25 protein-coding genes and 2 pseudogenes are annotated in these 26,288 nt (G+C 63.4%); 8 read left to right on the top strand and 19 right to left on the bottom strand.

The genetic code is table 11. The features are described 5' to 3' along the window. Positions 1-10 precede the first annotated feature (10 nt). Positions 11-1,282, top strand: a complete 1,272-nt coding sequence (locus AC1MBU_RS09635; RefSeq protein WP_346028423.1) for a MurT ligase domain-containing protein — start codon at positions 11-13, stop codon at positions 1,280-1,282. After that, complete coding sequence (locus tag AC1MBU_RS09630) at positions 1,279-2,043, top strand: type 1 glutamine amidotransferase (RefSeq protein ID WP_277358378.1); 765 nt, start codon at positions 1,279-1,281, stop codon at positions 2,041-2,043. Before AC1MBU_RS09635 ends, AC1MBU_RS09630 begins: the two co-directional genes overlap by 4 nt. Positions 2,044-2,054: 11 nt before the next feature. On the opposite strand, the gene AC1MBU_RS09625 is transcribed toward AC1MBU_RS09630, so the two are convergent. Further along, on the bottom strand, positions 2,055-3,329 hold the full coding sequence (locus AC1MBU_RS09625) for a CapA family protein (RefSeq protein ID WP_479787091.1): 1,275 nt from the start codon (positions 3,327-3,329) through the stop codon (positions 2,055-2,057). A gap of 140 nt (positions 3,330-3,469) precedes the next feature. Between AC1MBU_RS09625 and AC1MBU_RS09620 the strand changes: the two genes are divergently transcribed. Continuing rightward, the gene (locus AC1MBU_RS09620; RefSeq protein WP_479787090.1) at positions 3,470-5,488 is read left to right on the top strand and encodes a M3 family metallopeptidase; all 2,019 of its coding nucleotides are present in this window, start codon (positions 3,470-3,472) and stop codon (positions 5,486-5,488) included. After that, positions 5,485-6,198, top strand: coding sequence for a GNAT family N-acetyltransferase (locus AC1MBU_RS09615; RefSeq protein WP_277358381.1), 714 nt, complete (start codon positions 5,485-5,487; stop codon positions 6,196-6,198). The genes AC1MBU_RS09620 and AC1MBU_RS09615 overlap by 4 nt, the downstream gene beginning before the upstream one ends. 12 nt (positions 6,199-6,210) lie before the next feature. Here the strand turns inward: AC1MBU_RS09615 and AC1MBU_RS09610 are convergent, their stop codons facing one another. Together AC1MBU_RS09610 and pdxS are read right to left on the bottom strand one after the other, a co-directional pair. Next, positions 6,211-7,479: a CapA family protein gene (locus AC1MBU_RS09610; RefSeq protein ID WP_346028316.1), complete on the bottom strand. Its 1,269-nt coding sequence runs from the start codon at positions 7,477-7,479 to the stop codon at positions 6,211-6,213. Between the two features lie 96 nt (positions 7,480-7,575). Next, positions 7,576-8,424, bottom strand: coding sequence for a pyridoxal 5'-phosphate synthase lyase subunit PdxS (gene pdxS / locus AC1MBU_RS09605; RefSeq protein ID WP_239548760.1), 849 nt, complete (start codon positions 8,422-8,424; stop codon positions 7,576-7,578). Between the two features lie 236 nt (positions 8,425-8,660). Here pdxS and AC1MBU_RS09600 point away from each other — a divergent pair. Next, a pseudogene (locus AC1MBU_RS09600) lies at positions 8,661-9,384 on the top strand (transposase); the annotation flags it as partial. Here the strand turns inward: AC1MBU_RS09600 and AC1MBU_RS09595 are convergent. The 10 genes and pseudogenes from AC1MBU_RS09595 to AC1MBU_RS09550 form a co-directional block, all read right to left on the bottom strand. Beyond that, a pseudogene (locus AC1MBU_RS09595) lies at positions 9,295-9,528 on the bottom strand (P-loop nucleotide/nucleoside kinase family protein); the annotation flags it as partial. The pseudogenes AC1MBU_RS09600 and AC1MBU_RS09595 sit on opposite strands and share 90 nt — an antisense overlap. A 38-nt stretch (positions 9,529-9,566) precedes the next feature. Then, positions 9,567-9,707 (bottom strand): hypothetical protein, encoded by a 141-nt coding sequence (locus AC1MBU_RS09590; protein WP_277358383.1) that lies wholly within the window; start codon positions 9,705-9,707, stop codon positions 9,567-9,569. Positions 9,708-9,899: 192 nt separating this feature from the next. Then, positions 9,900-10,898 (bottom strand): S41 family peptidase, encoded by a 999-nt coding sequence (locus tag AC1MBU_RS09585; protein ID WP_479787089.1) that lies wholly within the window; start codon positions 10,896-10,898, stop codon positions 9,900-9,902. Between the two features lie 24 nt (positions 10,899-10,922). Next, a complete protein-coding gene (locus tag AC1MBU_RS09580) occupies positions 10,923-11,213 on the bottom strand; it encodes a hypothetical protein (RefSeq protein ID WP_277358385.1) in 291 nt (96 codons plus the stop codon). A gap of 673 nt (positions 11,214-11,886) precedes the next feature. Then, on the bottom strand, positions 11,887-12,237 hold the full coding sequence (locus AC1MBU_RS09575) for a hypothetical protein (protein WP_479787087.1): 351 nt from the start codon (positions 12,235-12,237) through the stop codon (positions 11,887-11,889). Positions 12,238-12,846: 609 nt separating this feature from the next. Further along, positions 12,847-13,692, bottom strand: coding sequence for a hypothetical protein (locus AC1MBU_RS09570; protein ID WP_479787085.1), 846 nt, complete (start codon positions 13,690-13,692; stop codon positions 12,847-12,849). Positions 13,693-13,828: 136 nt separating this feature from the next. After that, positions 13,829-14,437 carry a phosphatidylinositol phosphate synthase gene (gene pgsA / locus AC1MBU_RS09565; protein WP_277358389.1) on the bottom strand — a complete coding sequence of 203 codons (609 nt, stop codon included), beginning with the start codon at positions 14,435-14,437 and terminating at the stop codon, positions 13,829-13,831. Further along, a complete protein-coding gene (locus AC1MBU_RS09560; RefSeq protein WP_277358390.1) occupies positions 14,427-15,047 on the bottom strand; it encodes an HIT family protein in 621 nt (206 codons plus the stop codon). The genes pgsA and AC1MBU_RS09560 overlap by 11 nt, the downstream gene beginning before the upstream one ends. Before the next feature lie 6 nt (positions 15,048-15,053). Then, positions 15,054-17,069, bottom strand: a complete 2,016-nt coding sequence (thrS, locus tag AC1MBU_RS09555) for a threonine--tRNA ligase (protein ID WP_277358391.1) — start codon at positions 17,067-17,069, stop codon at positions 15,054-15,056. Between the two features lie 183 nt (positions 17,070-17,252). Next, a complete protein-coding gene (locus AC1MBU_RS09550; protein ID WP_082565998.1) occupies positions 17,253-17,576 on the bottom strand; it encodes a chorismate mutase in 324 nt (107 codons plus the stop codon). A gap of 149 nt (positions 17,577-17,725) precedes the next feature. Between AC1MBU_RS09550 and AC1MBU_RS09545 the strand changes: the two genes are divergently transcribed. From AC1MBU_RS09545 to AC1MBU_RS09535, 3 genes are all read left to right on the top strand, one after another. Continuing rightward, positions 17,726-17,983, top strand: coding sequence for a mycoredoxin (locus tag AC1MBU_RS09545; protein ID WP_056547398.1), 258 nt, complete (start codon positions 17,726-17,728; stop codon positions 17,981-17,983). A gap of 118 nt (positions 17,984-18,101) precedes the next feature. Next, positions 18,102-19,187 carry an S-(hydroxymethyl)mycothiol dehydrogenase gene (locus AC1MBU_RS09540; RefSeq protein WP_479787082.1) on the top strand — a complete coding sequence of 362 codons (1,086 nt, stop codon included), beginning with the start codon at positions 18,102-18,104 and terminating at the stop codon, positions 19,185-19,187. Beyond that, positions 19,187-19,816 (top strand): MBL fold metallo-hydrolase, encoded by a 630-nt coding sequence (locus AC1MBU_RS09535; protein ID WP_479787081.1) that lies wholly within the window; start codon positions 19,187-19,189, stop codon positions 19,814-19,816. The genes AC1MBU_RS09540 and AC1MBU_RS09535 overlap by 1 nt, the downstream gene beginning before the upstream one ends. Before the next feature lie 73 nt (positions 19,817-19,889). Here AC1MBU_RS09535 and AC1MBU_RS09530 read toward each other — a convergent pair whose 3' ends face one another. From AC1MBU_RS09530 to AC1MBU_RS09505, 6 genes are all read right to left on the bottom strand, one after another. Next, the gene (locus AC1MBU_RS09530) at positions 19,890-20,603 is read right to left on the bottom strand and encodes a lipoate--protein ligase family protein (protein WP_471673471.1); all 714 of its coding nucleotides are present in this window, start codon (positions 20,601-20,603) and stop codon (positions 19,890-19,892) included. A gap of 14 nt (positions 20,604-20,617) precedes the next feature. Next, entirely contained in the window at positions 20,618-21,646 is a 1,029-nt protein-coding gene (locus AC1MBU_RS09525) for an aldo/keto reductase (protein ID WP_277358395.1), read from the bottom strand. 38 nt (positions 21,647-21,684) lie between these two features. Then, complete coding sequence (locus tag AC1MBU_RS09520) at positions 21,685-21,969, bottom strand: DUF427 domain-containing protein (protein ID WP_277358396.1); 285 nt, start codon at positions 21,967-21,969, stop codon at positions 21,685-21,687. A 102-nt stretch (positions 21,970-22,071) separates the two neighbouring features. Continuing rightward, positions 22,072-22,848, bottom strand: a complete 777-nt coding sequence (locus tag AC1MBU_RS09515; RefSeq protein ID WP_277358397.1) for a thioesterase family protein — start codon at positions 22,846-22,848, stop codon at positions 22,072-22,074. A 33-nt stretch (positions 22,849-22,881) separates the two neighbouring features. Continuing rightward, positions 22,882-24,783, bottom strand: a complete 1,902-nt coding sequence (locus AC1MBU_RS09510; RefSeq protein ID WP_479787079.1) for a glycoside hydrolase family 15 protein — start codon at positions 24,781-24,783, stop codon at positions 22,882-22,884. A gap of 8 nt (positions 24,784-24,791) precedes the next feature. After that, entirely contained in the window at positions 24,792-26,177 is a 1,386-nt protein-coding gene (locus AC1MBU_RS09505; protein WP_471673466.1) for an FAD-dependent oxidoreductase, read from the bottom strand. Between the last annotated feature and the right edge of the window lie 111 nt (positions 26,178-26,288).

Raw genomic sequence — 26,288 nt, 5'->3', positions numbered from 1 at the left:
CATGTCTGGTCTGTCTACCTTGAGCGTGCCCCTGGGCAAAACAGTTCGGGCGCTCACGCGTCTGCGCGGCGGTGGTTCGGCGTTTCCCGGTCTGGTCGTCGAACGAATCGATCCAGGCTTCATGGCGCGGGCGCTGCGAAACCTGCCCAAGGGCATCATCGTCGTCAGCGGCACCAACGGGAAGACCACCACCACCAAGATGGTGGTCGAACTCCTTGAGGGCCAGGGGCTGAAAGTCTTCACCAACCGGACGGGAAGCAACTTCACCAGGGGCGTTGCCGCCGCGCTGCTCGGCGAGGTGGACTGGCGCGGACGGCTGAGAGCCGACGTCGCCGTCCTGGAACTGGACGAAGCCCACGCCGTCCACTTTGTGAATCTGGTCCCTCCGACCCATTCTCTGCTGCTCAATGTCCTCCGGGATCAGCTTGACCGCTTCGGTGAGATCGACAAGACCACCAAGCTGCTCGAGCACATCGCAGTAAAGACCACCGGCACGGTGGTATTGAACCGGGAAGATCCGCGGGTCGCTTCAATTGCACCATCGGTCCGCAACGCCGCGGTGGCTTATTTCGGGCTGGCTGAATCTCTCCGGGACACCTTTCCCAGCGATGATGACCTTCGCGGCGCCACAGGAACAGCACCAGCCTCTTCCCTGCCCGCCGACGTCGTGCTTGAAACGGTCGAATCCAATACCGCTACGTTCAGCATGGACGGCGAGGCAAGCACCGTCGACCTGAGCCTCCGCGGCGTCTACAACATCTTCAACGCCGCCGCGGCGCTCGCAATGGCGAGGATCATCCTGGGCGGTGAGGCACAACGCGACGCGATGCTGCGCTCGCTCGCAGCGGTTGAGCCGGCCTTCGGACGCGGGGAATCCCTGCTGGTGGACGGCCAGCCCCTGGAGCTTGTCCTGGTGAAGAATCCGAGCGGCTTCCGCCTGGGCCTGAAGTCCTTCGATGCTGCAGGCTACGCAACCATGATCGCGATCAATGACAATTACGCCGATGGACGGGACATGTCATGGCTCTGGGACGTTGATTTCGACAGCCTGCGGGCCGGCGGCGTGGACATGGTCAGCGGCGTCCGCGCGTATGACATGGCACTGCGACTGCAGTACGACGACGTCGCCGTTCAGGACATCGATCCTGACACCGGATCAGCACTCCGCAGGTTCATCCGCGGTGCGAAGGACCGCCCGAAGCGGATCTTCTGCACCTATACCGCGATGCTCGCGATCCGCAGGGACCTGTCCAAAATTACCGATGTGAAGGTGGTTTCATGAGTTCCGGCACTCCTGCGGGCTCTCCCGCTAACCCGCCCGCGAGTAAGGGCGCCGTTCGGATCCTGCAGCTCTATCCGCGGGACATGAACATCTATGGCGACTGGGGCAATGTGCTGGTGCTCAAGCAGCGCCTCGCCTGGCACGGGTATGAGGCGGTGATCCTCGAACACAATGCCGGGGACACCTTCCCTTCAGACGTGGACATCCTCATCGGCGGCGGCGGACAGGACAGCGGGCAGGTTGTAATCCAGCAGGACCTGCAGTCCAATGCAGCCCATCTTCGCTCGCTTGCCGGGGACGGTACGCCCATGCTCGCGATCTGCGGTCTTTACCAGCTTTTCGGAAACTTCTTCAAGACCCATGACGGCACAGTGATACCCGGGATCGGAATCCTGGACATCGAAACGCATGGCGGGTCGGAGCGGCTGATCGGGAACGTGGTCGCCCGGAGCGAGGAGTTCGGCGACATCCACGGCTATGAGAACCACAGCGGTCAGACCTTCCTCGGTCCAAACGTCCGTCCGCTCGCCACCGTGACCAAGGGTGAAGGCAATAACTCGAAGGAGGACCATGAAGGAGCCCGGCACCTCAACATCGTCGCCAGTTACCTCCATGGCTCACTGTTGCCGAAGAATCCCGCGGTTGCCGACTTCCTGATCCGTGAGGCGGTGACTCGCAAGTACGGCTCCTTCGAGCCGGGCGATGTCGATGACAGCCTTGCCGAGCTGGCGCGCCGCCACGCTGCTGCCCGGCCGCGCTGAGTCGGTTCCGCTTAGTCTTCCTCGGTCACCAGCCACTGGTGCGCGCCGTCTTCGGACGCGCCGTAAGTCTCCACCGTTGCCAGCGTTCTGGCCTTGACCGCCGCTTCATGCTCCGGGGTTGAGCAGGAGCCCGGCTCCTGGTCTGGAGCCAGCGAACACCAGCGGTACGGATCCCGGACGATCACCGACGGCACCCAGGCCAAATCGCTGACTGTCCACTGACCCGACTCATCGGCGGCGAACTGCGCCCGGATGGTCAGCCCCTCATTGTTGACGTCATATACCGGTGACAGCTCGGTGACGCCGTTACCCAGGCCATAGACGATCCAGGTGTCGTTGTAATACTCGATCGGCAGCACCGAGTGCGTGTGGTGACCGTAGATGAAATCGACGGCGCCGCTGTCTGCCAGCGCGTGGGCGAGGTCGATCTGCTGCTGGTTGGGCAGCGAGGCGTACTCATCGCCGGCATGGATAGCCGCGATAACGACGTCGGCTCCCTCCTCGCGCGCCCTCTCCGCCTTTGCGATCATGGTGGGCGCGTCGAGCATGTCCACCTGCCACGGGAATTCCGGAATCAGGCCGTTCAGACCGTAGGTGGCTTCGATGACTGCAACCTGCGCGGCCGGCGTCTCGAGGATCATCAACTCCTGGGCGTCCGCTTCGGTGCGGTAGGAGCCGGTGTGTTCGAGTCCGAGCCGGTCCAGGGTGTCCAGGGTGCGCACCAACCCTTCCGTACCGGCGTCGATTGTGTGGTTGCTGGCCGTGGTGCACGCCTGGTATCCAACGGCCTTCGCGGCGTCGAGGATCTGCGGTGGGACGTTGAACTGGGGGTAGCCGCTGAAGGGACCTTCAGGCGTCGCTACCGGCGTTTCCATATGGCACATGGCGAGATCACTCGCCTCGATGTAGGGACGCTGTCCAGCCAGAAGCGGCTCGAAATCAAGAGTGCCCTTGCCGGTTTGCCGCGCATCGACGGCTGCCTGGTCCCACAGTTGGGGGTGCACCAGAAGATCGCCGGAGGCCATGAAGGAGAAGCAGCGGTCCGTCGGGCAGTCCGGCCCCTTCCCGGGCGTCGGCTCGGGGGTAGGTTCCGGAGCCTCGGAGGAATTTGAGGTGGCCGGCGCAGAGGAGGCGGCGGGCGCAGAGGAGGCGGCAGGCGCCGTCGTCGTTGGTTCTGAGCCCTGGGTGGTGCGCCCCTCGCCTGCTCCCATGCAGCCCGAGCAGGCAAGCGTGAGGGCCAGTCCCAGCGCTCCCCACGTGCTCCGAATTCGCGTCTGTCCCGACACAACGACCTCCCTTGATGATGACTTCCAATGATAGGTGCGACCGGAGGGGAACCTGAGGATGAACCCACCGAAGCGAACACGGGATGCAAACGGGCTTGCCTGCTGGAGCGGTGCCGCTCGTTATGCCAAGGTTGGTTACCATGAGCAACCCTTTTCAGAATCCGAGCACCCTGCCGTTCCAGTTGCCTCCCTTCGCGCAGATCCGCGAGGAAGACTTCCTGCCGGCGTTTGAAACCGGTATCCGGGAGCACCTCGCTGAGATCGAGGCGATCATCGCCGAGCCTGAGCCCGCATCCTTCGACAACACGATCGTGGCAATGGAGCGCGCCGGGCAAGCGCTTCGCCGCGTCGCGCTGGTGTTCTTCAATAACTCATCCGCTCACTCCACTGAGGGAATCCAGGCGGTGGAGACGGAGATCGCCCCGCGCCTTGCCGCGCATGAGGACAACATCTACCTCAACGCTGCGCTCTTCGCGCGCGTGAATGCAGTTGAGACATCCGGGCTCGACGCTGAGTCCGCACGTCTGGCCGACGAGTACCGGCAGCGCTTCGTTCGCGCCGGCGCCCAGCTCGACGACGCCGCGCAGCACCGCCTGCGCGAACTGAATGGCGAGCTCTCCCGGCTCAGCACCGAGTTCGGGCAGCGGCTGCTCCGTGACACGAATGCGTCTGCCCTGCTTGTCGACGACGCTTCAGAACTCGACGGATTGTCCGCGGACGACATCGCCTCTGCAGCAGACGCCGCCGGTGCCGCCGGCCACCCGGGCCAGTATCTCCTGACGCTGATCCTGCCGACCTCCCAGCCTGCACTGGAGTCCCTGACCAACCGGGAAACCCGCCGCCGCCTGCATGAAGCGTCCGTCAATCGCGGGTCCCGCGACAACGCGGACAACACCATCCGCGTCGCCGCGGAAATGGCGGCGCTGCGGGCTGAGCGGGCGTCCCTGCTGGGTTTCACCAATCACGCCGAGCTGGCCACTGATGACCAGACTGCGCCGTCACTGGATGCTATCCACGAAATGCTCGAACGCCTTGCACAGCCGGCTGTCCGGAATGCACGCGCGGAAGCTGAGCAGCTCGAGGACGTGGCAGGTCACCCGGTCGAGGCCTGGGACTGGTCGTTCTACTCCGAGAAGGTCCGCTCCGAGCGGTACGACGTGGACCTCGCCGCACTGCGCCCCTACTTCGAGCTCGACCGGGTACTGAATGACGGCGTTTTCTTCGCGGCGAATAAGCTCTACGGGCTCACTTTCCATGAACGGGAAGATCTTCAGGGGTACCACCCCGAGGTACGGATCTGGGAGGTCCGGGAAGAGGACGGCTCCGAGTTGGGGCTCTTCCTCGGCGACTACTACACACGGGACACCAAGAACGGCGGCGCGTGGATGAACTCCTTCGTGGAGCAGTCGCGCCTTGGCGGAACCCGGGCCGTCGTGGTGAACAACCTGAACGTGTCCAGGCCACCCGCGGGTGAACCCACACTGCTGACCTTCGACGAGGTGCGGACCACGTTCCACGAGTTCGGTCACGCACTGCATGGGCTCTTCTCGGATGTCACGTACCCGTTGTTTTCCGGAACGAGCGTTCCGCGGGACTTCGTGGAATATCCTTCACAGGTCAACGAAATGTGGATGCTCTGGCCGGAAGTGGTCAGCAACTATGCGCGCCACCATCAGACCGGTGAGGCGCTCCCACAGGAGATGATCGACAAGCTCGTAGCCGCCAGGAAATGGGGTGAGGGTTTCGCCACCACCGAATACCTGGGTGCTGCTCTTCTCGACCTCGCGTGGCATGAGCTGCCGCCGGGCACCACGGTGGAGGACCCGCTTGCTTTTGAGAAGCAGGCACTGCACGACGCCGGCGTGGACTATGCGCCCGTCCCGCCGCGGTACCGCACCGGATACTTCAAACACATTTTCGCGGGCGGCTACTCAGCGGCTTACTACGCCTACATCTGGAGCGAGGTTCTGGACGCGGACAGCGTCGAGTGGTTCAAGGAATCGGGCGGGCTGACGCGGGAGAACGGAGAACATTTCCGCAGGGAACTGCTTTCACGCGGATACAGCGTTGACCCGCTGGATGCCTTCGCTGCCTTCCGTGGCCGCGCAGCCAGCATCGATCCCCTCCTCGAGCGTCGAGGGCTGGCTGAGCAGTCATGACCACCATCGCCGGTTGCCAGCGCCTGCAGCGCGCCTGGTTCGCTGCCATGGCGCAGGCAACCGGCGGCCGCACCTTCTCCACGCACGAATGCGACTGGATCTGGCTGCCTGCTAGGCGTGAGCTCATGCTGATGTTTCCCACCACGTTGTCCCCGGCAGGGTTGCGGCCGGGGCTGGCTGAGGGCGTCCGGTTGGGTGCCCGCACAGTGGGCGTGTGGCTCAACGGGGCAGTTCGGGGCAAGGAGCTAGCCGACTTCGGGTTTGAATCCGGCTGGCAGCCTTGGTGGATGAGCGCGCCGGTCGAGGCGCTCGCCGGCCTTGACCCGGCAGGAGCCGCGATCACCACGCGCGTGCCCGAGTACTCCGGTCCGCTCGCTGCGGAACTGGCCATTACCCGCGCCGAACCGGCGAAGGCCTGGCATGCGCTCGCGCGTGTGGGTGAGATGCCCGTCGGCGCCGCCTATTCCTTCTATGACGGAGCGGCCGCTGACGCAAGAGCCGTCGGTGGGATCTTCAACATGGAGGTGCTCCCCCAGTTCCGTCGCAGCGGCCTCGGCACGGCGCTCCTTTCAGCGGTGGCGCAGGAGGCTACGGCTGCGGGGGCGCAGGAACTGGCGTTGAACGCCACGCCTGAGGGGTATGAGCTATATTCCCGCCGCGGATTCGAACTCATTGGCCGCGGACAAACGTGGTGGCTGCACCTCCGTTGAAGCTTGGTGGATTTACTGCCCCTGCCACTCGACGGCACCGGCATCTGCCGCCCCCATCGACTCGACGGTTACCTTGCTGCGCTGCCTGCTCGCCGCGTCCGCCTCGGTGGAGACGCAAGACGTACCCAACGCGGCCATCTCCTCGAGATTGACGGCGGCCACCGGGCACCAGCGGTGGGCCGGCCCGTTCCAGGTGGCCGGAAGCCAGCGGATTCCTGCACCCTGCCAGCCGCCGTCGTCGTCCTGCTCGAAGGAAACTTCCACCAGCAGTCCCTCGGTGTTGCGGATGTCCGGCGTGAGGTGTGCGGCGATGGTGTTCCCGAGTCCATAGACGATCCAGACGCCGTTGTACTTCTCGATGGGCAGCACCGAATGGCTGTGGTGGCCGTAAACCAGGTCGAAGCGGCCGCTGTCCACGAGTGCGTGCGCTACTTCCTGCTGCTGAGCGTTGGCATAGTCGGCATATTCGTCGCCGGCGTGCACCGCTGCAAGTACGACGTCGGCGCCCGCCTCGCGCGCTTCGTCCGCCTTGGCGATCATCACTGCCGGATCCAGCTGATCCACCTGCCAGCCGAACTCAGGCACGATCCCGTTGAGCGCATAGGTTCCGGTGATTACGGCGATTCGCGCTTCGCCGGTATCCACGATGAGCGGCTCAGCTGCCTCCGCGGCTGTGCGGTAGGAGCCGGTGTGTTCGAGCCCTGCCGTATCCAGCGTGTCCAGGGTGCGGTTCAGTCCCGCAGTGCCGGCGTCGAGGGTATGGTTGCTGGCTGTTGTGCAGGCGTCGTAACCCAAATTCGCGACGGCGTCTGCAATCTGGGGAGGGACGTTGAAGGCTGGAAAGCCGGAATATGGGCCGCCCGGCTCAGCCAGCGGAGTTTCCTGGTGACAGATAGCGAGGTCAGCCGGCGCGATGTACTCCTCCTGCGCCGCAAGCATCGGTCCGAAGTCCAACTGACCGCCGCCGTCGACTGCTGCCTGTTCCCACAGACCTTCGTGTAGCAGCAGGTCACCGGTGAGCACCACGGTGAGGCATTCCCCGCCCGGGCAGGTAGCGGTCTTGGCGGCGGTGGTGCGAAGCGGCGTCGGGCTCGGTGATTCAGGCTTAGGCCGCGCCGTAGCGGACGTTCCAGGCGATGGAGCGCCCGGCGGAGGTGAGGTTGTGTCCGCTATGTCCGGGGGTCCCGTAGGAGACACGCTCCCGGATCCGGAGCACCCGGGTAGCAGCAGCAGTACGGACAGCGCTGCTGCTCGAACGATTGATGTGCTGCTACGGTTCACACCGACAGCGTAGCCCCGAGTGAGCGCCAGGATCCCAACGGCAAAGGGCCGGACATAGTGTCCGGCCCTTCGCGCTATTCAATGCTGTCTGCAGTCCTACCAGCCGCGCTCGGCGAGGCGGTGCGGCTGCGGGATCTCGTCCACGTTGATGCCGACCATTGCTTCACCGAGGCCGCGGGAGACCTTGGCGATCATGTCCGGATCGTCGTGGAAGGTGGTTGCCTTGACGATGGCGGCGGCGCGCTCGGCCGGGTTGCCGGACTTGAAGATGCCGGAGCCTACGAAGACGCCGTCAGCACCGAGCTGCATCATCATGGCGGCATCGGCCGGTGTGGCAATGCCGCCGGCGGTGAACAAGACGACCGGAAGCTTGCCTGCCGCGGCAACTTCCTTGACGAGCTCGTACGGTGCCTGGAGTTCCTTGGCTGCAACGTATAGCTCGTCGTCGGCCATGGAAGTGAGGCGGGCAATTTCCGAGCGGATCTTGCGCATATGCATGGTGGCGTTGGAGACGTCCCCGGTGCCGGCCTCGCCCTTGGAGCGGATCATGGCCGCACCTTCGTTGAGGCGGCGCAAAGCCTCACCGAGGTTGGTTGCACCGCAGACGAAGGGAACGGTGAACTTCCACTTGTCGATGTGGTTGGTGAAGTCCGCAGGAGTCAGCACCTCGGACTCGTCGATGTAGTCCACACCGAGGGACTGCAGCACCTGCGCCTCGACGAAATGACCGATGCGGGCTTTTGCCATGACCGGGATGGAGACGGCCTCGACGATGCTGTCAATCATGTCAGGGTCCGACATGCGCGACACCCCGCCCTGGGCACGGATGTCGGCGGGTACGCGCTCGAGCGCCATGACGGCAACGGCACCGGCGTCCTCGGCGATACGGGCCTGCTCTGCGGTGACGACATCCATGATGACGCCGCCCTTGAGCATCTCCGCCATTCCGCGCTTGACGCGGCTGCTGCCGGTCACGGGCGCAGTGGTGGAAGCTTCTTCAACAGTGGACACAGTATGGCCCCTCGGGTAGAGAAAAGATGACAATCCATGATACGCCCGGCGGCTGCTCCGAATCGCCGGTCAGCAACTGTACGTAACGGCGGATTTGTTGTGCACGCGAACAGCGCACCATCGGGCATACGTTCAACAAAACGTGTACCTCACAGCCCCGCGATGCATGTATTGACAGACAATGCTTGCAATACAGACAATGCTCGGTCGCCAACCGGCCTATCTACGCCGCGATCGGAGTGACCCTGGCGCGGGAGAAGGACATCCTGGGGCTCTGGGCCGGCACCGGCGGGGAGGGCGCGAAGTTCTGGATGAGTGTGCTGACCGACATCAAGAACCGCGGCGTCAAAGACAGCTTCTTCCTGGTTTGCGACAGGCTCAAAGGCCTACCCGAAGTGGTCTCCAACGTCTGGACTACGACGTAGAGATCCGGCGAGTGATCTGCTCAACCAACGCGATCGAATCCCTCAATGCCAGGTACCGGCGCGCCGTGAAGGCCCGCGGTCATTTCCCCACCGAGCAGGCTGCGCTAAAGTGCCTCCATCTGGTCACGCGATCCCTCGATCCGACCGGTGCCGGCAAGACCCGATGGGCAGTGCGTTGGAAGCCCGCTTTGAACGCCTTCGCATCACTTTCAGCGACCGATTCCCGGCAGCTGAAACTACTAAACAAACCGCCGGATACACCGTAAATGAGACAGTCCCTGCTCGCTTGAAAGATGACCTTGAGTCCGTTCCAGCCGGAATCGATTTTCACCTTGGTCTTCCAGCCTCCCCGCTTCCAGGTTCCGTCTTCCAAAATGACACTCTGCCCTCGTTCGAGCAGTTCTTTCCAAAGTCGATTCAGCCGCAACTGCAGCCCGTCGCGCAACCCATCGAAGTAGTCGACGCCTAGATCTGCCATCCATTCATCGGTACTGAAGCGGATGGCACCCGTCTCCCGTTCTCGCTCACACCCGGCAGTGGTCTTGCCGGATTCGGGAAGACCACAAAAGAGGATCAATACCGGTCGCCGTACAATTTTGCCTCCGGGTGCCATATCCCTCCAAGGGCTCCATAATCCTAAGGTCGAGGCGTTCACGGGAGGTTGGTTTCCTGCTGCCGTGTGGTCATCGTAGTTGGGCGGTCCCGTCCGCCGGAGAGCACGGCGAGGGCGTTCCTGTCATCGATGACCTGCCCTCGGAAAGTCGGTCGAAAAATCACCGAGCTGTCGATCATTTACTGCACGATGTCCCGTCGACGACGGGATGCTCAACCTCGAAGACTACGGTGACAAAGTCATGGTCCGGCTCACCGCGACGCGCGACCTGAACCTCGCGTCTTTCATGGGAACTGCCGCGCCTGGCTCTCCAACTTATGCGCGCCACTTCACGTAAACGTCTCCTGATCACCGAGCGCTGAATGGTCGCATCAGCAGACGCTGTTCAGCCATGCCACCGCGGTTTGTTCAGGGTCGTCTGTAGCGACGTCTGGTTCGATGGCCCCGGTGTACCCGGTCCCATCAGCGGTGGCCATCCGGGACTGGGTGACGCCGATAATCGAGCCGTCGGGAAGCCGCGAAGAGACATTCCCCGTGGCGTAGCCTGCACTCGGGCTTCCGAATGTTCGGACACCCTCCCGCGACAACAGCGAAATAAGCGTAGCTTCCCCCGAGCTGGCTGTGTCTCCCGACTGCAGGACCGCCAACGGCAGGTCAGCGAGCTCAGGCGCGCTGCCCGTAGTGCTAGTGACGTGCTCTTCACCGGAGAACACACTGTCAGCCTCGACAGAGACAACAGACCGCTCTCCTACCCCGTCGACGAAAGACATCACTGGTCCGTCTGGGAGGAATGGGGTGAGCGAAGCAATCCTCGGCCACATATTGCCGCCCGTGTTGTCTCGCAGGTCGACGATCCAGCCGCACGTTGCCTCCCCTTGATTGGCATTGATTGCGTCGACAGCTGCGTCTGCGTACCGTGTGGCAAGCCCGCCCGCAGTTTCGTTGAAGGCCGGAATTTCTAGGGATACAACGCCGTCGCCGAGGACGGATCCTGACGGGTGCACTGGATCCTCTGTACCAGTTTCGGCCAGGTCCTCGGGTGTGAGAAAGAAACTGTGGTCTCCGCTGGCTTCCAGCAGTACATCGTCGATGACTGCATGAGTCCCTTCGACGGTCTGGGCATTGGCCGTGTCTTCGATTGCACCAGCCTTGAGCTGTTTCCAGTCCAAAGACTCGTCAGTGGCAACTTTGTACGAATTCTCCTCGATGAAGGTGAGCGCCTGACTCACATACTTCCGTACGTTCTCGTCGGGGGCGTTGGAGGACTCTGCCTCCGGAGTGCCCGGGGATGCACTAGATGCGCAACTAGTCATCAGGGCAAGTGCAAAGAGATAGGCAGCCGTCGACCGGACTGCTCGCCGTAAAGACATCGCTTGCTCCCTCAATCGCTATCACTAGGCTACGTCGTCATAAGTCAGTGTCTGCCGCGCGTCTTTCCTCCGCCTGAAGTATCCAATACAGGACAGCAGAACACCCGCAAGCAGTAAGACGAGCGCCGCTCCGGTAAGGAAGAGGGCCATGCCAACTCCTCCGGCACTATCCTTGTAGACCACCTCGACATATTGGCTGATGCCTGGGATGAGCAGGCATACACCGATCAGTGTGACGATGGACCCGGCGAGCATCTGCCGCTTCCCAGCCACCTGATGGTGCTTTCGCCACGAATTGGAGACAGAGTGCGACATTCTCTGATCGAAGTTTTTGTACCACTCTTGGGTCATTAGGGCCTTCTCTAGATGAATGCTTGGTCGGAGAGGCGACGGCCCCGAAGCTGTGACGCCCGGGGCCGTCATACTCCTAGGTCAGCTGTTCAGAACAGGCGCGACTGCACACGTCGCCGATTCCACCTTGGGCCCCGCCCCAGCCTCCGCCACCACACTGGACTGACTCGGATCCGGACACGGTCGTGCCATCACCGCAAATCATGTACTTGGCGTTTGCTGGCATCGCAGCCATCAGCATCAGCGTGCACAGCGAGACGAGACCAAACAGGCCCGAATGAATTTCTTCATGTTCTCCCCTTAGTTGAGACTTGTGCTGGTTTGCAACACTCACCCACAGTAAGCACGAAAAACGACGCATCAGTCACAGAATCGTTTGATTTGATCGAAATTCAGCGGAACTGGTCCTCGCCCCTAGCCAAGTGGAAGCCGCCGGGTTACCGTGCCCCAAAAGCTGATAATTCCCCCTCGCAGCCCATACCATCCCATCGAATACCTCCGAGAAGTCCGGGCCACCGACCTCTTGAGCGCGGAAGCATCGAGAGCACCCAGATTGAGACACTTCGCACTTGGTGGAGCATGCTCGGAGGAAGCCGCTGGCCGCCGCCTGTTTCCCGGGTGTGCCCCTCGTTCAACATCAACACGATTCGTGTGTAGGACGAACTCTCCCTGGCGGGTATTGAGCCTGGTCGCCGACTCTGGCAGCACGAATGGTTTCGGCTCCCCTGTACGCAAGCAGCTTCGTCAGCTGCTCGGTGTTCGAATCGTTCAGCAGGTCGTAGGCTTTGCCGCGGGCTGATGCGGTGCCGGCGGTCTCCTTGAACTCGACGATGAACTGATCCGTGGGCTTCTGCTCAGGCGTCGCGCGGACGGTGTCGTCCACCTTCGGCTTGGGCGCTTCAGCCGATGCCGGCATTGCGAAAAGAGTGGAGCCGAGCAGCGCAACAATCGTGGCGGCAGCGGCGGATACGAGACGGGGGCGACCCATGAGCGTCCTTGAGGTGAAGGCCCGATGTGGCGGGCGGGGGGAGCGCCCAATTGCATCCCCCCGTGTATTTTATACGAGGGAAGGTTTTGCCCGTACCACTGTGATCGGTGCGCTCTGCACCGACTGAGCGCCGGCAACGACACGACGACGGTTGACTCCTCATGCTCCGAATAAGGAGTCGCAACTGATCGGCAGCCGGCCATGAAACGGCTGCACAGATGGCAAACAGTCCTGCTGCCACAATGCCGCCAGCGATTCGTGTGGAAATGAAAAATCCCAGGGCCGCCAAACAGACGGGACTACCCCGGTTCTGTTGACACCCTCACCCGGTGAGCTGGCGTTCAGGGATGAAGGCCGCTTACGCTCGGGCTGGCTTGGGGCGGAGTTCCCGCCGGGACATTATCAATGTGACCCTGCATCACAGCATCCACGCTCCGTCGACCGCTACAGCTAGCGGGCACCAGCACTCCGGCGTGCTGGGACTGCCTCCCTCGCCCGGGATCGCTCTCGCGAATGTTCACGTCTTTTGAGAAGTGCCGCATCGGTAATGAAGATGGTTAGTAGTTTGACCGAGCATCTTCACGTCGGTTTCCACGCATCGCGGCCACGTTAGCCGTTACTCGTTGCTCGGCACAGTCCGTCCGGATCTTCGATAACGTGTGTGACCTCGGATGGTTCCGGCCAACTCTGGAGAATTCCGTCGACGTAACCGCTGTCATCCGGGTCCGCTGCATCAACAGTCAACATGTCAAGCTCGCCGTCGTAGATATGCAGCAGGATCTGCAGCAGGGTGCCGTCCGGACCGGTGAACTGCGCACGAACCGGGAACACCTGGTTGTGGGGCACGGCGCGGGGAAATTCATCTGGAACCCGAAAGTGCGCGGTGGAGGTAAACTCCTCGTCCCAGTAGACCTCCCGAGCTGAGGCGAGTTGCGCCAGAAGCTCCGGCGCCCCCGAGATGTCCCGGGCACGCAGGATGCCTTCGGCGATGGTTCGAACTCCAGGGTCCAGCACCCTCTCATGCTCAGGTGGGTGGCCGAGCACCGCCTCGAACCGGCTCTTCCGGGCGGCGGTTCGGTCACTCAGGTAGCCGGCGAACGTCGTTCCTGCCGCCGCCACAGCCATCCAGCGGCGTGGATGTTTCGCCCCGGCCTCGCGCAGCTTCTCCTGAAAGCGCAGGTCGATCGTGTCGCCGGCGTCGGCGAAGCGAAGGGCGATACCGGTTGCGGCGATCCCGGCCGTCGTCTTCAGCGGAACCAACCCCCTCTTGCTGCCGGCGATTGTAGCGGCGACGTAGAAACCGGTCAGGACTGCTGTTACGGCATGCACGGCGCGGCGCTGCGGTGCATCCAGTTTGGACGCGTCAATGAGAGACAAACCGCCCGCGACTACTGTCGCGACAACGCCGAAAACCGGCGACGCGTTCATCGGCTGATGCTGCTGGTCAAAACCCATAAGCGATCCTCTCTGAGTAGCCGCTTTGGCGCTAGACTTGATTGCTCCGTGCGGTCCTGCGATCTTTGCGAAGCTTATCCTCAGGCCTAAGGAAAAGCACGACCAGCATCCGGCGCCTTCTGCAGATGCATCGCGCTCAGGAAGCTGCAGCCTGGACCCGCACCGTCAGAATGCGCTGCACGATGGTGACGACGCTTGCCAGTGCCAGCAGGATCAGGACTGCCAGCAGAACTACCTCAGGAAGCCCGAGTCCGGTCAGACCTGTCACGACCAGCACCGACACCAGACGCTCGGCGCGCTCCGCGATACCAACGTTCGCAGTGAACCCGAGTGACTCGGCTTTGGCACGCGCGTAGGAGACAATCATGCCGAGCACCAGGCAGGCGAGAGCAGCGACGGCGATCGCGCTGTTGCTGCCGCCGAGGAAAAACCAGACCGCGACGCCGGCAAACAGTGCACCGTCCGCGATGCGGTCGAGGGTGGAATCGAGAAAACTGCCCCAGGAGCCGCTGCGGCCCTGCATGCGCGCCATGATTCCGTCGACGACGTCCGAAAAGACGAACAGGGTGATGAAGACGGTGCCCCAGAACAGCTCCCCCAGGGGGTAGAAGACGAGCGCTCCTCCTGCCACACCGAGTGTGCCCACCACGGTGACCGTGTCCGGCGATATTTTCCACTTGAGGAGCAGGGTAGCCAGCGGTGTAAACAGCGAGGTGAAGAATGACCGCGCGTATTTATTCAGCATCGCCCGCTCCGGCATCGGTGGGGGTAGCGGAGGCTTCTTCCCATGCTGCGGCGAGTTGCGCCCTCACCTCGTCGAGGGTCTGCGTGATTGCCTTGGTCTGCGCGATGATCGGGAAGAAATTGCCGTCGCCGCTCCACCGGGGAACAACATGCTGGTGCAGGTGGGATGCGATGCCGGCACCCCCGGTGACTCCCTGGTTCATGCCGAGGTTGAAACCCGTGGGCCGGGCTACGCTGCGCAGCGCATGCATGGCGGTCTGCGTCAGCTGCGCTATTTCGACTGTCTCCTCGGCGGTGATGTCGGTGTAGTCGGGTACGTGTCGGTACGGGCACACCAGCAGGTGGCCTGGGTTGTAGGGGAACAGGTTCAGGACGACGTATGCGCTTGTGCCGCGGTGGACAATCAGCGATTCCTGATCGGACCGTGCAGGAGCGGCGCAGAAAGGGCAGTCCTCCTGCTTGTTGAACTGCCCCTGCCCGCCCTTGATGTATGCGAGGCGGTGTGGAGTCCACAGGCGCTGGAAGGCGTCGGGGACACCGGGCAGCTCAAAGCTGTCCGTTACGTTCGTGTCCTCGTGGATCTGACCGTCAACGCCCGACTCGTGGTGCATATGCCGCTACTGTTCCCGGTTGCGGACGGCTTCCACGATCCGCTTCACGGCCTGGTCGACCGGCACCTGGTTCTCCTGGCTTCCGTCCCGGAACCTGAAGGAAACGGCACCGGCGTCGGCGTCGTCCCCACCGGCGATCAGGACGAAGGGCACCTTCTCCTTGCTCGCGGTACGAATCTTCTTCGGGAAGCGGTCAGAGCTGATGTCGACTTCGGCACGGATCCCCTCGGCCTTGAGCTTGTCGACGACGTCAAACAGGTAGTCGTTGAAGGCGTCGGCAACGGGGATGGCGAGGACCTGGACGGGAGCCAGCCAGGCTGGGAAGGCACCCGCGTAGTGCTCGGTCAGCACACCGAGGAACCGCTCAATGGAGCCGAACAGCGCCCGGTGGATCATGACGGGCCGCTGGCGCGTTCCATCCGCCGCCTGGTACTCAAGCTCGAAGCGCTCGGGCAGGTTGAAATCCAGCTGGATGGTTGACATCTGCCACGTGCGGCCGATCGCGTCCCGCGCCTGCACTGAGATCTTCGGCCCATAGAACGCAGCTCCGCCCGGATCGGGAACCAATTCCAGGCCCGATGCCTCTGCGACCTCGGCGAGAGTCCGAGTTGCTTCCTCCCAGGCCTCGTCCTCGCCGACGTACTTCTCGGGGTCCTTGGTGGACAGTTCCAGGTAGAAGTCGTTGAGGCCGTAATCCTTCAGTAGTCCGAGGACGAAGTTGAGCGTACCGGTGAGCTCATCCTTCATCTGCTCGCGGGTGCAGTAGATGTGCGCATCATCCTGGGTCATGCCGCGCACGCGGGTCAGTCCGTGCACCACGCCCGACTTCTCGTACCGGTAAACCGACCCAAACTCGAAGAGCCGCAACGGCAGTTCACGGTAGGACCGCCCGCGGGAGCGGAAGATCAGGTTGTGCATCGGGCAGTTCATCGGCTTCAGGTAGTAGTCCTGGCCAGGCTTGCGGACCTTGCCGTCGGCGTCGAGCTCCGCGTCCACGTGCATGGGAGGGAACATGCCGTCGCGGTACCAGTCCAGGTGCCCGGAAACCTCGTACAGGTGGCCCTTGGTGATGTGCGGTGTGTAGACAAACTCGTAGCCGGCCTCGACGTGCCGCTGCCGTGAGTAATCCTCCATCGCCTTGCGGATGATGCCGCCACGGGGGTGGAACACCGGCAGGCCTGAACCCAGCTCGTCCGGGAAGGAGAACAGGTCCAGTTCAGTGCCGAGCTTGCGGTGGTCGCGGCGCTCGGCTTCGGCCAGGCGCTCCTGGTAGGCCTTGAGGTCTTCCTTGGTGGGCCAGGCAGTGCCATAGATGCGCTGCAGCTGCTTGTTCTTCTCACTGCCGCGCCAGTACGCCGCGGCCGAACGCGTCAGCGCATACGCGTTGGAAATCAGTTTGGTGTTCGGCAGATGCGGGCCCCGGCAGAGGTCCTTCCAGACCACGTCACCGGATTTGCGGTCCACGTTGTCGTAGATGGTCAGCTCGCCGGCACCGACCTCAACGGAAGCGCCGTCGTCGTCAGTAATATCGCCGTTGCCGCCCTTCAAACCGATCAGTTCGAGCTTGTAGGGCTCGTCCTTCATCGCTTCGCGGGCTTCGTCTTCACTCGCGACGCGGCGCTGGAAGAACTGGTTCGCGTTGACGATCTTCAGCATCATCTTTTCGACCTGCTTCAGGTCTTCGGGAGTGAAGGGCTCGTTGACATCGAAGTCGAAGTAGAAGCCGTCGGTGATGTACGGGCCTATGCCGAGTTTCGCATCAGGCCGCAACTGCTGGACGGCCTGCGCCATCACGTGCGCGGCGGAGTGGCGAAGAACGTTCAGCCCATCCGCAGAATCAACGGTAACCGGTTCCACCTGCGAGCCGTCCTCCAGCGCGCGGCTCAGGTCCCACAGCTCGCCATTTACACGGACGACGACGACGTCGCGCTGCTCCCTGAAGAGGTCCGCTCCCGTAGTCCCGGTGGTCACCCGCTGCTCTTCGCCGTTGACGATGAGGGTGATTGATGGGGGCGCTGACACTGAGGTCTCCTCTTGATAAGGGTGAAGTGCACGGATACTGATCGATCAACCGTACCCGCGGATGTTGGCCAACCCAGGCCCAACACTCCTGCGGCGGTATTTCGATGGTATCCGTTGCGTGCGCGGCCAACCAACCAGCGCGTACCTATGCGATTGCCGGGTGCGCTCTGGGGTGATCCGGGCTCAGGACGTGCGCCGGACCTTCAGTTCAAACTCGATGAAGGCCTCGATCATGGCCCGGTATGTCCGTTCGACCACAGCGGGATCCACGTCGAGCTTTTCGGCGTAACCTCGAACGTTCGAAATGACCTGTTCGACCCGCGCCGGCGCGCGCACGGACTCGTCGTCGTCCTTGAGTGAACCCGCCCTCCGCACCAGCCGCTCACGTCGGGAGATCAACCCGACCATCTGCTCATCGACCTCGTTGATCGCGATACGGACGGCCTTCAGCTGTTCGGCCTGGACCGAACCGGGCTTCGGACGCTCGGGCGTTAGGGGGTTTGGCATACGGCGACACTACGCGAGGTGCCACTGAGCGCCACGGTTGATGACGCGCATACCGGGAATGGTCCGCGCAGCGCAGACGTTACATTTGCTGACAGAAACCGCAATAATCCGCGGACTCGACGAGTCCGCTATTTCTCCAGAGGAGCACCGTGGATTACACACCCGCTGCCGGCACCATCACCATGTTCAGCACCACCTGGTGCGGCTACTGCCGCAGGCTCAAGTCGCAGCTCGACGCGCAGGGTATCGGCTACCAGGAGATCAACATTGAGGAAGTGGAAGGCACTGCGGAACTCGTCGCCTCGCTCAACGGCGGAAACCAGACCGTGCCTACGGTCATCTTCCCCGACGGCAGCACGGCCACCAACCCCTCCGCAGCCGAGGTGAAAGCGCGCGTCGCCGCCTAGGCACCCTCGTAATTTCGCAGGACACGCCCTTTATCCGCCCGGATAACGGGCGTGTCCTGCTTTTCAATGTCGATAAGCTGGAGACGTTCCCCCACCCTCGAGGAAAAGGACTGTCTCAATGGCACACAGCGTCAAGGGCGTCGTCGTTATGGAGAAGGATGCGCCCGCTACCGTCGTCACCATCAAGGTTCCCGATCCGGGACCGGGTGAGGCGCTTGTCGACATCCTGACCTGCGGCGTGTGCCATACGGACCTTCACTACAAGCAGGGAGGCATCAGCGATGATTACCCCTTCCTGCTCGGCCACGAGGCAACCGGCGTTGTGAGCGCCGTCGGGTCTGACGTGACCAACGTCCAGCCCGGCGACCGCGTCATCCTCAATTGGCGGGCTGTCTGCGGGCAATGCCGTGCGTGCCTGCGCGGAGAGCCGCAGTACTGTTTCAACACCCACAACGCGGCGCAGAAGATGACCCTCGAAGACGGCACGGAACTGTCGCCCGCCCTCGGTATCGGAGCCTTCGCCGAGAAGACCCTCGTAGCGTCCGGGCAGTGCACCAAGGTCGATCCCGATGCGGATGCAGCCGCCGTCGGCCTTCTGGGTTGCGGAATCATGGCGGGCATCGGTGCAGCGATCAACACCGGCAACGTCCGGCGCGGAGACTCCGTAGCCGTGATCGGCTGCGGCGGAGTGGGTATAGCTGCCATCGCCGGATCAAAACTGGCCGGCGCAACCCGGATCATCGCGGTGGACATCGACAACCGCAAACTGGAACTCGCCAAGGGATTGGGCGCCACCGATCTGGTGAACTCCAAGGAAACCGATCCGGTCGAGGAAATCCGCAGGTTGACCGGCGGCAACGGAGCCAACGTGGTGATCGACGCCGTCGGCCGTCCTGAGACTTACAAGCAGGCGTTTTACGCCCGTGACCTCGCCGGCACCGTGGTGCTCGTAGGGGTACCTACGCCGGACATGACGCTCGAACTTCCCCTGCTGGACGTCTTCGGCCGGGGAGGTGCGCTGAAATCCTCCTGGTACGGCGACTGCCTCCCGTCACGTGACTTCCCGATGCTCGTGGATCATTACCGGCAGGGCAATCTGGACCTCGACGCGTTCGTCACCGAGCGCATAGCGCTTGACCAGGTCGAGGATGCCTTCACCAAAATGCACGACGGCGTAGTGCTGCGTTCGGTGGTGGAGCTCTGATGGGCGCGCGTATCGACCAGCTGGTCACCTCCGGCACGTTCTCCCTGGACGGCGGCACGTGGGAGGTGGACAACAATGTCTGGATCATCGGCGACGACTCCGAATGTATTGTCATCGACGCCCCGCACGACGCCGGCGCGATCGTGGACCAGATCAACGGGCGCCAGGTCCGCGCGATCCTGCTGACCCACGGCCATGACGATCACATTCGCGCTGTCGGGGAGCTCTTCGACACAGTACGAGCGCCAATCCACCTTCACGCCGAAGACCGCATGCTGTGGGACGCGGTATACCCGGATACCGTTCCGGGAGCCACCATTGCCGACGGCGATACCTTCAGCGTCGCCGGAGTCACCCTCCACGCGATTCACACGCCCGGCCACTCCCCCGGCTCGGTCTGCTTTTACCTGCCCGACGCCGGCACCCTGTTCAGCGGCGACACCCTGTTCCGGGGCGGGCCGGGAGCAACCGGACGGTCCTACAGCGATTTCCCCACGATCATCGAATCCATCCGCACCAGGCTGTTCACCCTCCCCGCGGACACCGTGGTGAGAACCGGGCACGGCGACTCGACCAGCATCGGCGAAGAAGCACCGAACCTCGACGAGTGGATCGCCCGCGGGCACTGAACCCGACTGCCGGCCGGCTCGATCTTCAGAACGACCGGCCGGCAGCAGGCCTCAGAAGGACCAGCCTGAGCAGCTACGGCACCGGGGCCGCGACATCCTCGTAAGCGGCGACGACGGCGCTTGCCACCGCGTCCACGGTGAGACCGGGCACGAGGTCTTCCGCGGCCCCCGCCGTCGACGGCTGCCACGGAAGTTCCAGCGCCGAGTACGTCGCTTCAAGGACTGACCGAATCGATGCAGAGTCCTCCACCACGATCACCGAGGAAAAAAGCCATGCACCGGAGATGACTCGCTGCGCGGTGCCGACCAGCTTCACGGCCTGGGTGCCGTCCACGCCGTGCACGCTGAACTCGCCCGGGCAGTATTCACCGGGAATCTGTCCCATCCGGGCATCAACGCCGACCCGCCACAGCGATTTTGCAAGGATCTCACCGAGCAGTCGGAACCGGGCATGCGATCCGGCGACCGCGTCATGGTGGGGCTCGATGTGGTCCACGATCAGACACCCGTGGTGGTAGGCCGCAGCCCGTCCGCCCGCCTTTCGGACCAGTGGCTCGAACCCATGCGTCCGGGCGGCGTCCGAAGCCGTCCCGAAACCGGGCAGACGGGTGTCCCGCTGCCCGAAGGCAACAGTGGGCTGGGGGCGGTAGAGCCGTAGCGTGGGCCCGAGGTCCCCAGCTGCCGCTGCGCGTAAAAGGGTAAGCCCGCGCTCCATGTCCGCTGCCGCACCCGAGGACAATTCGTGTAGGACCTGCAGGCGCCCTTCAGACCAGGCACGAGGAATCATGTGTCACAGGCTCCTCAGCGGCCGCCGTCAATAGATCGGCTCCGCTGCTCGACGCCCGGGGTTCCGTAAGGATAATCAGCCAAGCCCGGCGCGCTGGCCTGGGACAGCCGTTCAACCTCATCGCTGCTCAGCGTCAGGGCAGCTGCCCCAAGGTTGTCTTCAAGCTGCTCGCGAGTACGGGCACCGAGAATGACCGACGTGACAGCTGGCTGCTGCGCAACCCATGCCAGCGCTACCTGGGACGCGCTGACTCCGCGCGCCTCAGCAATACCGAGGACGACGTCAATGATCGCCCAGGTCCGCTCCTGCGCGTTGCGCTTTTCCCACGCTTCCATTCCGCGTTCCGGATTCTCGCCGAGACGGGTTGCGCCCTTGGGCGCAGTATCCCGCTTGTACTTTCCGGTGAGCCACCCCCCGCCAAGCGGTGACCACGGCAGTAAGCCCATACCGGCGTCGAGCGCTGCAGGCACAATTTCTGCCTCGATCCCCCGCACCAGAAGGCTGTACTGCGGCTGGAGGGTGGCCGGCAGGTCCCACCCTCGCGCCTTCGCAATGCCGGCGGCCTTGGTCAGCTGCCATCCGGTGTAGTTCGAGAAGCCGTAGTAGCTGATCTTGCCGGCGCTCACGGCGTCGTGGAGGAAGCCGAGCGTCTCCTCCAGAGGAGTGAGCGGGTCCCAGGAGTGCATCTGGTACAGGTCGATGTGGTCGACGTTGAGCCGCTTCAGCGAGGCATCGAGCGCCAGCCGAAGGTGCCGCCGGGAGAGGCCCAGATCATTGGGGCCCTTACCCATCGGGAACCGACCCTTCGTAGCCAGGATCATGCCGGAAGCGGACGGGCTCTTCGCCAGCCAGCGCCCAATGATCTCCTCGGACGCTCCCGCGGTGTAGACATCAGCGGTGTCGATGAGGTTGCCACCGGCGTCGGCATAGTCATCGAGGATCGCATGTGACGTCGCTTCATCGGCTTCGGCACCAAACGTCATGGTGCCTAACGCATAAGCCGAAACCGATGCGCCGCTGCTTCCGAGGTTCCTGTATTCCATCAACTCTCCTGGGTAGGTGATAGTGCGTGCACTGCTCTTCAGTCGGTCACGGTCACGCCGCGCCAGAACGCCACGTGGTCCTTGATGTTCGCGGCGGCTTCCTTCGGCTCCGGGTAGGTCCATGCGGCGTCCGGATTGCTCTCACCGTCAACCTCCAGGCTGAAGTAGCTGGCGTCACCCTTCCAGGGACATGTGGTGTGCATGTCACTCGATCGGAGGAACTCCTGCTTGACGCTTTCCTTCGGGAAGTAGTGGTTCCCCTCAACCATCTCGGTGGAGTCAGACTCCGCAATGACCTGGTTGTTCCAGACTGCCTTGGCCATGATGTCCTCAATCCTCTGAACGGCTCAGCGCCGGTTGCGCTGTGAGCGCGATTACACAATCTGCCAACGACGACGCTGCTCGCTGCATTCCCCCGCCTGGAGTTAGAGCTTGCGCAGCGTAAGGATCTGCTCACTCCGGCCGAACGGCCCGTCGAGGTCGTGCAAGACGGACGAGGTCAGCCCGATTCCTTCCCGCCCGAAACTCACTCGGGTATCGAGGCCGAGCCACTGGCCCGAGGGCTGGCGGTGAAGGTGCACCTGCAGGTCGACGTTGGGAAACGCCCAGCTGCCGGGTCCGGGAGGAACCCGCGTGGCGATTCCGTTTGCGGTGTCGATGAGCCCGATCAGCCGGGCCGAGTCCGACGACGCTTCACCCTCCACCAGCGGGTGGGGCGTCCGCAACCAGACCCTGCCCCGGCCGGGCCTGTGGCCTTCGATCTTGCGGACATCAATCGACTGGATGTAGCCGCCGGGCCACTCCGCCACGGCGTCGTGCTCCTCACCCTGATCCGGTCCCGGCATGGACTCGTCCTCAAGCGCCGCGACGGACGAGGTATCGCTCGAAGCCAACCGCCAGGCGCGGGCGCGGATAGCTGTCCGCCCGCCATGGTTCATCTCCGCTTCCAGCAACTCGATGGTCCTCCCTGGGCGCACCATCCGGGTGGTCACCTCGACGGTCTCCAGCGGTATGAGGCCCAGGATCTCGAACGAGATGCGCGCCATCTGCAGCTCTGCGCGTGGCTGGAACTGTTCAAGGCAATGTGCGAGCAGACCGGATGCGGGCGCCATGTGCTGCTCGTGTGCGTTCCAGGCACCCTGTGCATGAATTGTGGCCTCGAACCGGCCCCCGCCCGCCGGACGGTAGTAGGAATCTGCCATGGTGGGAAAACACGCTCCTGAGGGAAAGCTCGGTTAAGGCTGGACTCGTGCCCTGTTGACGGCGTCCGAGGCACGAATAAAGCCTAGGTGACTGAAGGCCTGCGGGAAGTTGCCTGCCAGCCGGCCGCTCACCGGATCGTACTCTTCCGCGTACAGTCCGAGGTCATTCGCGTAACCGGTGAGCCGGTCAAGCAACGCCGTGGCATCGTCGGTGCGGCGGCTGTTTGCATACTGTTCCACAAGCCAGAACGTGCAGATCAGGAATGGGTATTCGTGGCCCTCCAAACCATCGAGGCCGGATGCTGTGCGGTAACGGTGCAGGAGCCCATGGGCATCCTGCAATTGCTCCTCAATGCGGGCCACGGTGCCAAGCATCTTCGGGTCATCGCTGGCCACAAAGCCTGTGTGGGGCAGTTGCAGCAGGGACGCATCGACTTCATCGTTCGAGTATGTCTGCGTGAACGAGTTGAGCTGGGCGTTGAATCCGCGCTCCATGATCTCCTCCCGGAGCCGGTCCCGGATCTCCTCCCATCGATCGGCCGGCCCTTCCAGCCCGTGCTCACGCACTGCCCGGACCCCCTGATCGAAGGCAGCCCACATCATCACTCGTCCATGAACGAAGAACTCTGCTTCCCCGCGCATTTCCCAGATGCCGTGACCCTTCCGGTCCAGGTTCTGCTCACAGAACCGAAGGAGGTTCTTTTGCAGCCCCCAGGAGTACTCGCCCTCGGCTGCCCCTGTATCCCTCAGCGCCGCGAGGGCGAGCATGACTTCCCCGACGACGTCGGCCTGGTATTGGCCCACAGCCCCGTTACCGATTCTTACCGGCTTTGAATTCTCGTAGCCGGCCAGGTGGTCCAGCTCGCTTTCGGGGAGCTGGCGTTCGCCGGCGATGCCGTACATGATCTGCACCTGATCCGGATCCCCGGCTACCGCACGCAACAGCCAGTTGCGCCAGTGCAGCGCACCTTCGGTGAAGTCATGCGCAATGAGCGCCTCGATGGTGAGTGCGGCGTCGCGCAGCCAGGTGTAGCGGTAGTCCCAGTTGCGAGAGCCGCCGAACTCCTCCGGCAACGACGTGGTGGCTGCGGCCACGATGCCGCCGGTTCTGCCATGGGTAAGGGCACGGAGCACCATCAGCGAGCGCAATACGGCCTCATCGTGTCGATCATGAACCTCCACCCGGGAGGACCACTGAGTCCAGTAGGCGATAGTCGCTTCCAGGGCTCTGTCCGGGTCTGCTGCAGTTGGAAGCCCCTCGTGAGACTGGTGCCAGGTAAGTACCCAGCTTTCGGATTCGCCGGCTACAAGCGGAAAGGCACCGCTCAGCCGCTTCGAGACAGCGCCCTGGTAATCGTCCGCATGGCCCTCGGCGGAGGCTTCGTGGCGGTCTTCCATGCCGGTCTGTGGTTCTGCCCGCTGGGACTCGTGAGGGTGCAGCAACGGTCCGGTCAGCAGCAGCGCATCCGGACCTGCAACCGACAGCAGTCCGCACGAGCCGACTTTCTTGAGGTCGACCCGCCGCGTCCAGGGCTTCGCCCGGGCATAGTCGAACCGTATGCGCAGGTCGTGCTCCACTTCAACGGTTCCCTCGACGCACTCCACCCGGCGCACCAGATCCGACTGCGCGTCGCCAGGCGGCAGGAAGTCGGTGACCACCATCTTTCCGTTGGGCGTGCTCCAGGTCGTTTCCAGGACGAACGTTCGTGGAAGATACCGCCGGGAAACCACCTCGCCGTCAGAGGCGGAAACTTTCCATCGTCCGTCTTCCGGGGACCCCAGCAGGGCCGCGAAGACGGAGGGAGAATCGAAGCGCGGAAAGCAAAGCCAGTCGATACTGCCGTCCCGGGATACCAGTGGCCCCGTACTCAGATCAGACAGGAGGGCGTAGTCCTCCAGCGGCGTGGACGCGTGCTCTGCATGCTCAGCTGTCATCCTCCCATTCAATCAGCAAGCATCCTGCCGTGCAGGAGCCCGGTGGGAACGCCGAGGCTGACCGGTTCCGGTTGACCACAGCAACCGGACTGCGAAACCATCTCGCCACCGGAGGATGCAGTGTCGCAGCTTCCCCCGAGGTCGGTGCTGCAGACCCCCGTTTCGGGGAGATCGAGGTGAACTGACGCAGCGGCGTCGTCATCGCCGGCAACGGCGGCGACGACTGACCGCACCTGCTCATATCCGGTGGCCAGCAGGAAGGTGGGGGCGCGGCCGTAACTCTTCATACCTACGAGGTAGAAGTCCTTGTCCGGGTGCGCGAGGACAGCTGCCCCGTGCGCCGGGACGGTCCCGCAGGAGTGGAATTCAGGGTCGATCAGTGGCCCCAACGCGCGCGGCGCTTCAACAGCGGGATCGAGCTCGAGCCGCAGTTCGCGGAGCATCCGCAGGTCCGGACGGAACCCCGTGGCCGGAACGAGCACATCCACTTCGACCTCACGTGCGCCCTCCGGGCTCGAGGCATGAACGAGGAGCGCGCCGTCGCCGGCCTCCAGTTCAGTGATGGTGAATGAGGTCAGGAGCTCCACCACGCCGTCCTCCACCAGCGAGCGCAGGCGGCTTCCGAGCGCTCCGCGGGCCGGCAACCCGTCGAGGTCTCCGCCGCCGTAGAGCCGCTGTGCTGATCCGGATCCGCGCACACCCCAGATCAGGCGGGTTCCCGGCTCAGCTTTGGCAACCTGTCCGAGACTTAGCAGGGTGTTCGCTGCGGAGTGCCCTGCGCCGACTACCATCACGCGCTTGCCGGCGAAGCGGGCGCGGTCCTTGCCTGCAGCATCGGGAAGGGGCTGCGTGATGAAGGGGTGCACAGCGCTCTCTCCCGGGGCAGGCAGCCCGGCCTGGCCCAGCGGATTGGGCTGGCTCCAGGTGCCGGATGCATCGAGAACGGCCTGCACCAGGTGATCCTCAAGTCCTCGCGGGCCGAGCACACGGACAAGGAACGGCTGGTCCTCGCGATGCAAGGTCCTCGTCTTGTCCATCCCCTGCCGCGTCACTGCGAGCACCTCGGTGTTGAGGTGCAGGGCTGCTGCGATGCCGGGTAGCGCCGCGAGCGGTTCAAGGTAGGCCTCAACCAGTTCATTACCGAAGGGAAGCGCTGAGCCGCGCGGCGCCTGCCAACCGGTCGGCTTCAAAAGCCGGCGGGCGGCGTCGTCGATGTTGTACTGCCAGGGAGAGAACAGGCGGATGTGGCCCCATTGGCGGATGGCAGCCCCGACGGCGTCGCCCTTCTCGAGAATCAAGGGTGTCAGCCCTCGTTCGAGGAGATGGGCGGCGGCTGCGAGGCCGATCGGGCCGGCCCCGATGATGGCGACGGGCAAGTGACGCTGTTCCGGCATCGCTATTCCTTCCGTTCTATGGCCCACTGGTCTAGTTACATTGATATTCATCGATATGAGTATCTGCGAGCTATCGATAAATGTCAATGTTCGAGCAACCTGGGGAATGAG

The organism is Arthrobacter sp. PTI12 (genome assembly GCF_056679915.1).
This window is presented reverse-complemented; position numbering and strand designations above follow the sequence as displayed.

What these genes read in the sequence shown, in the direction of transcription:
- AC1MBU_RS09505 (WP_471673466.1), bottom strand. Translation starts at nt 26,177, where the DNA reads ATGCCGGAACAGCGTCACTTGCCCGTCGCCATCATCGGGGCCGGCCCG.
- AC1MBU_RS09560 (WP_277358390.1), bottom strand. Translation starts at nt 15,047, where the DNA reads ATGCACCACGAGTCGGGCGTTGACGGTCAGATCCACGAGGACACGAAC.
- AC1MBU_RS09520 (WP_277358396.1), bottom strand. Translation starts at nt 21,969, where the DNA reads ATGGCCAAGGCAGTCTGGAACAACCAGGTCATTGCGGAGTCTGACTCC.
- AC1MBU_RS09515 (WP_277358397.1), bottom strand. Translation starts at nt 22,848, where the DNA reads ATGGCAGATTCCTACTACCGTCCGGCGGGCGGGGGCCGGTTCGAGGCC.
- AC1MBU_RS09585 (WP_479787089.1), bottom strand. Translation starts at nt 10,898, where the DNA reads ATGTCTTTACGGCGAGCAGTCCGGTCGACGGCTGCCTATCTCTTTGCA.
- AC1MBU_RS09535 (WP_479787081.1), top strand. Translation starts at nt 19,187, where the DNA reads ATGGGCGCGCGTATCGACCAGCTGGTCACCTCCGGCACGTTCTCCCTG.
- pdxS (WP_239548760.1), bottom strand. Translation starts at nt 8,424, where the DNA reads ATGGCGGAGATGCTCAAGGGCGGCGTCATCATGGATGTCGTCACCGCA.
- AC1MBU_RS09575 (WP_479787087.1), bottom strand. Translation starts at nt 12,237, where the DNA reads ATGGGTCGCCCCCGTCTCGTATCCGCCGCTGCCGCCACGATTGTTGCG.
- AC1MBU_RS09580 (WP_277358385.1), bottom strand. Translation starts at nt 11,213, where the DNA reads ATGTCGCACTCTGTCTCCAATTCGTGGCGAAAGCACCATCAGGTGGCT.
- AC1MBU_RS09620 (WP_479787090.1), top strand. Translation starts at nt 3,470, where the DNA reads ATGAGCAACCCTTTTCAGAATCCGAGCACCCTGCCGTTCCAGTTGCCT.
- pgsA (WP_277358389.1), bottom strand. Translation starts at nt 14,437, where the DNA reads ATGCTGAATAAATACGCGCGGTCATTCTTCACCTCGCTGTTTACACCG.
- AC1MBU_RS09525 (WP_277358395.1), bottom strand. Translation starts at nt 21,646, where the DNA reads ATGGAATACAGGAACCTCGGAAGCAGCGGCGCATCGGTTTCGGCTTAT.
- AC1MBU_RS09570 (WP_479787085.1), bottom strand. Translation starts at nt 13,692, where the DNA reads ATGGGTTTTGACCAGCAGCATCAGCCGATGAACGCGTCGCCGGTTTTC.
- AC1MBU_RS09590 (WP_277358383.1), bottom strand. Translation starts at nt 9,707, where the DNA reads ATGATCGACAGCTCGGTGATTTTTCGACCGACTTTCCGAGGGCAGGTC.
- AC1MBU_RS09540 (WP_479787082.1), top strand. Translation starts at nt 18,102, where the DNA reads ATGGCACACAGCGTCAAGGGCGTCGTCGTTATGGAGAAGGATGCGCCC.
- AC1MBU_RS09630 (WP_277358378.1), top strand. Translation starts at nt 1,279, where the DNA reads ATGAGTTCCGGCACTCCTGCGGGCTCTCCCGCTAACCCGCCCGCGAGT.
- AC1MBU_RS09550 (WP_082565998.1), bottom strand. Translation starts at nt 17,576, where the DNA reads ATGCCAAACCCCCTAACGCCCGAGCGTCCGAAGCCCGGTTCGGTCCAG.
- AC1MBU_RS09530 (WP_471673471.1), bottom strand. Translation starts at nt 20,603, where the DNA reads ATGATTCCTCGTGCCTGGTCTGAAGGGCGCCTGCAGGTCCTACACGAA.
- AC1MBU_RS09615 (WP_277358381.1), top strand. Translation starts at nt 5,485, where the DNA reads ATGACCACCATCGCCGGTTGCCAGCGCCTGCAGCGCGCCTGGTTCGCT.
- AC1MBU_RS09510 (WP_479787079.1), bottom strand. Translation starts at nt 24,783, where the DNA reads ATGACAGCTGAGCATGCAGAGCACGCGTCCACGCCGCTGGAGGACTAC.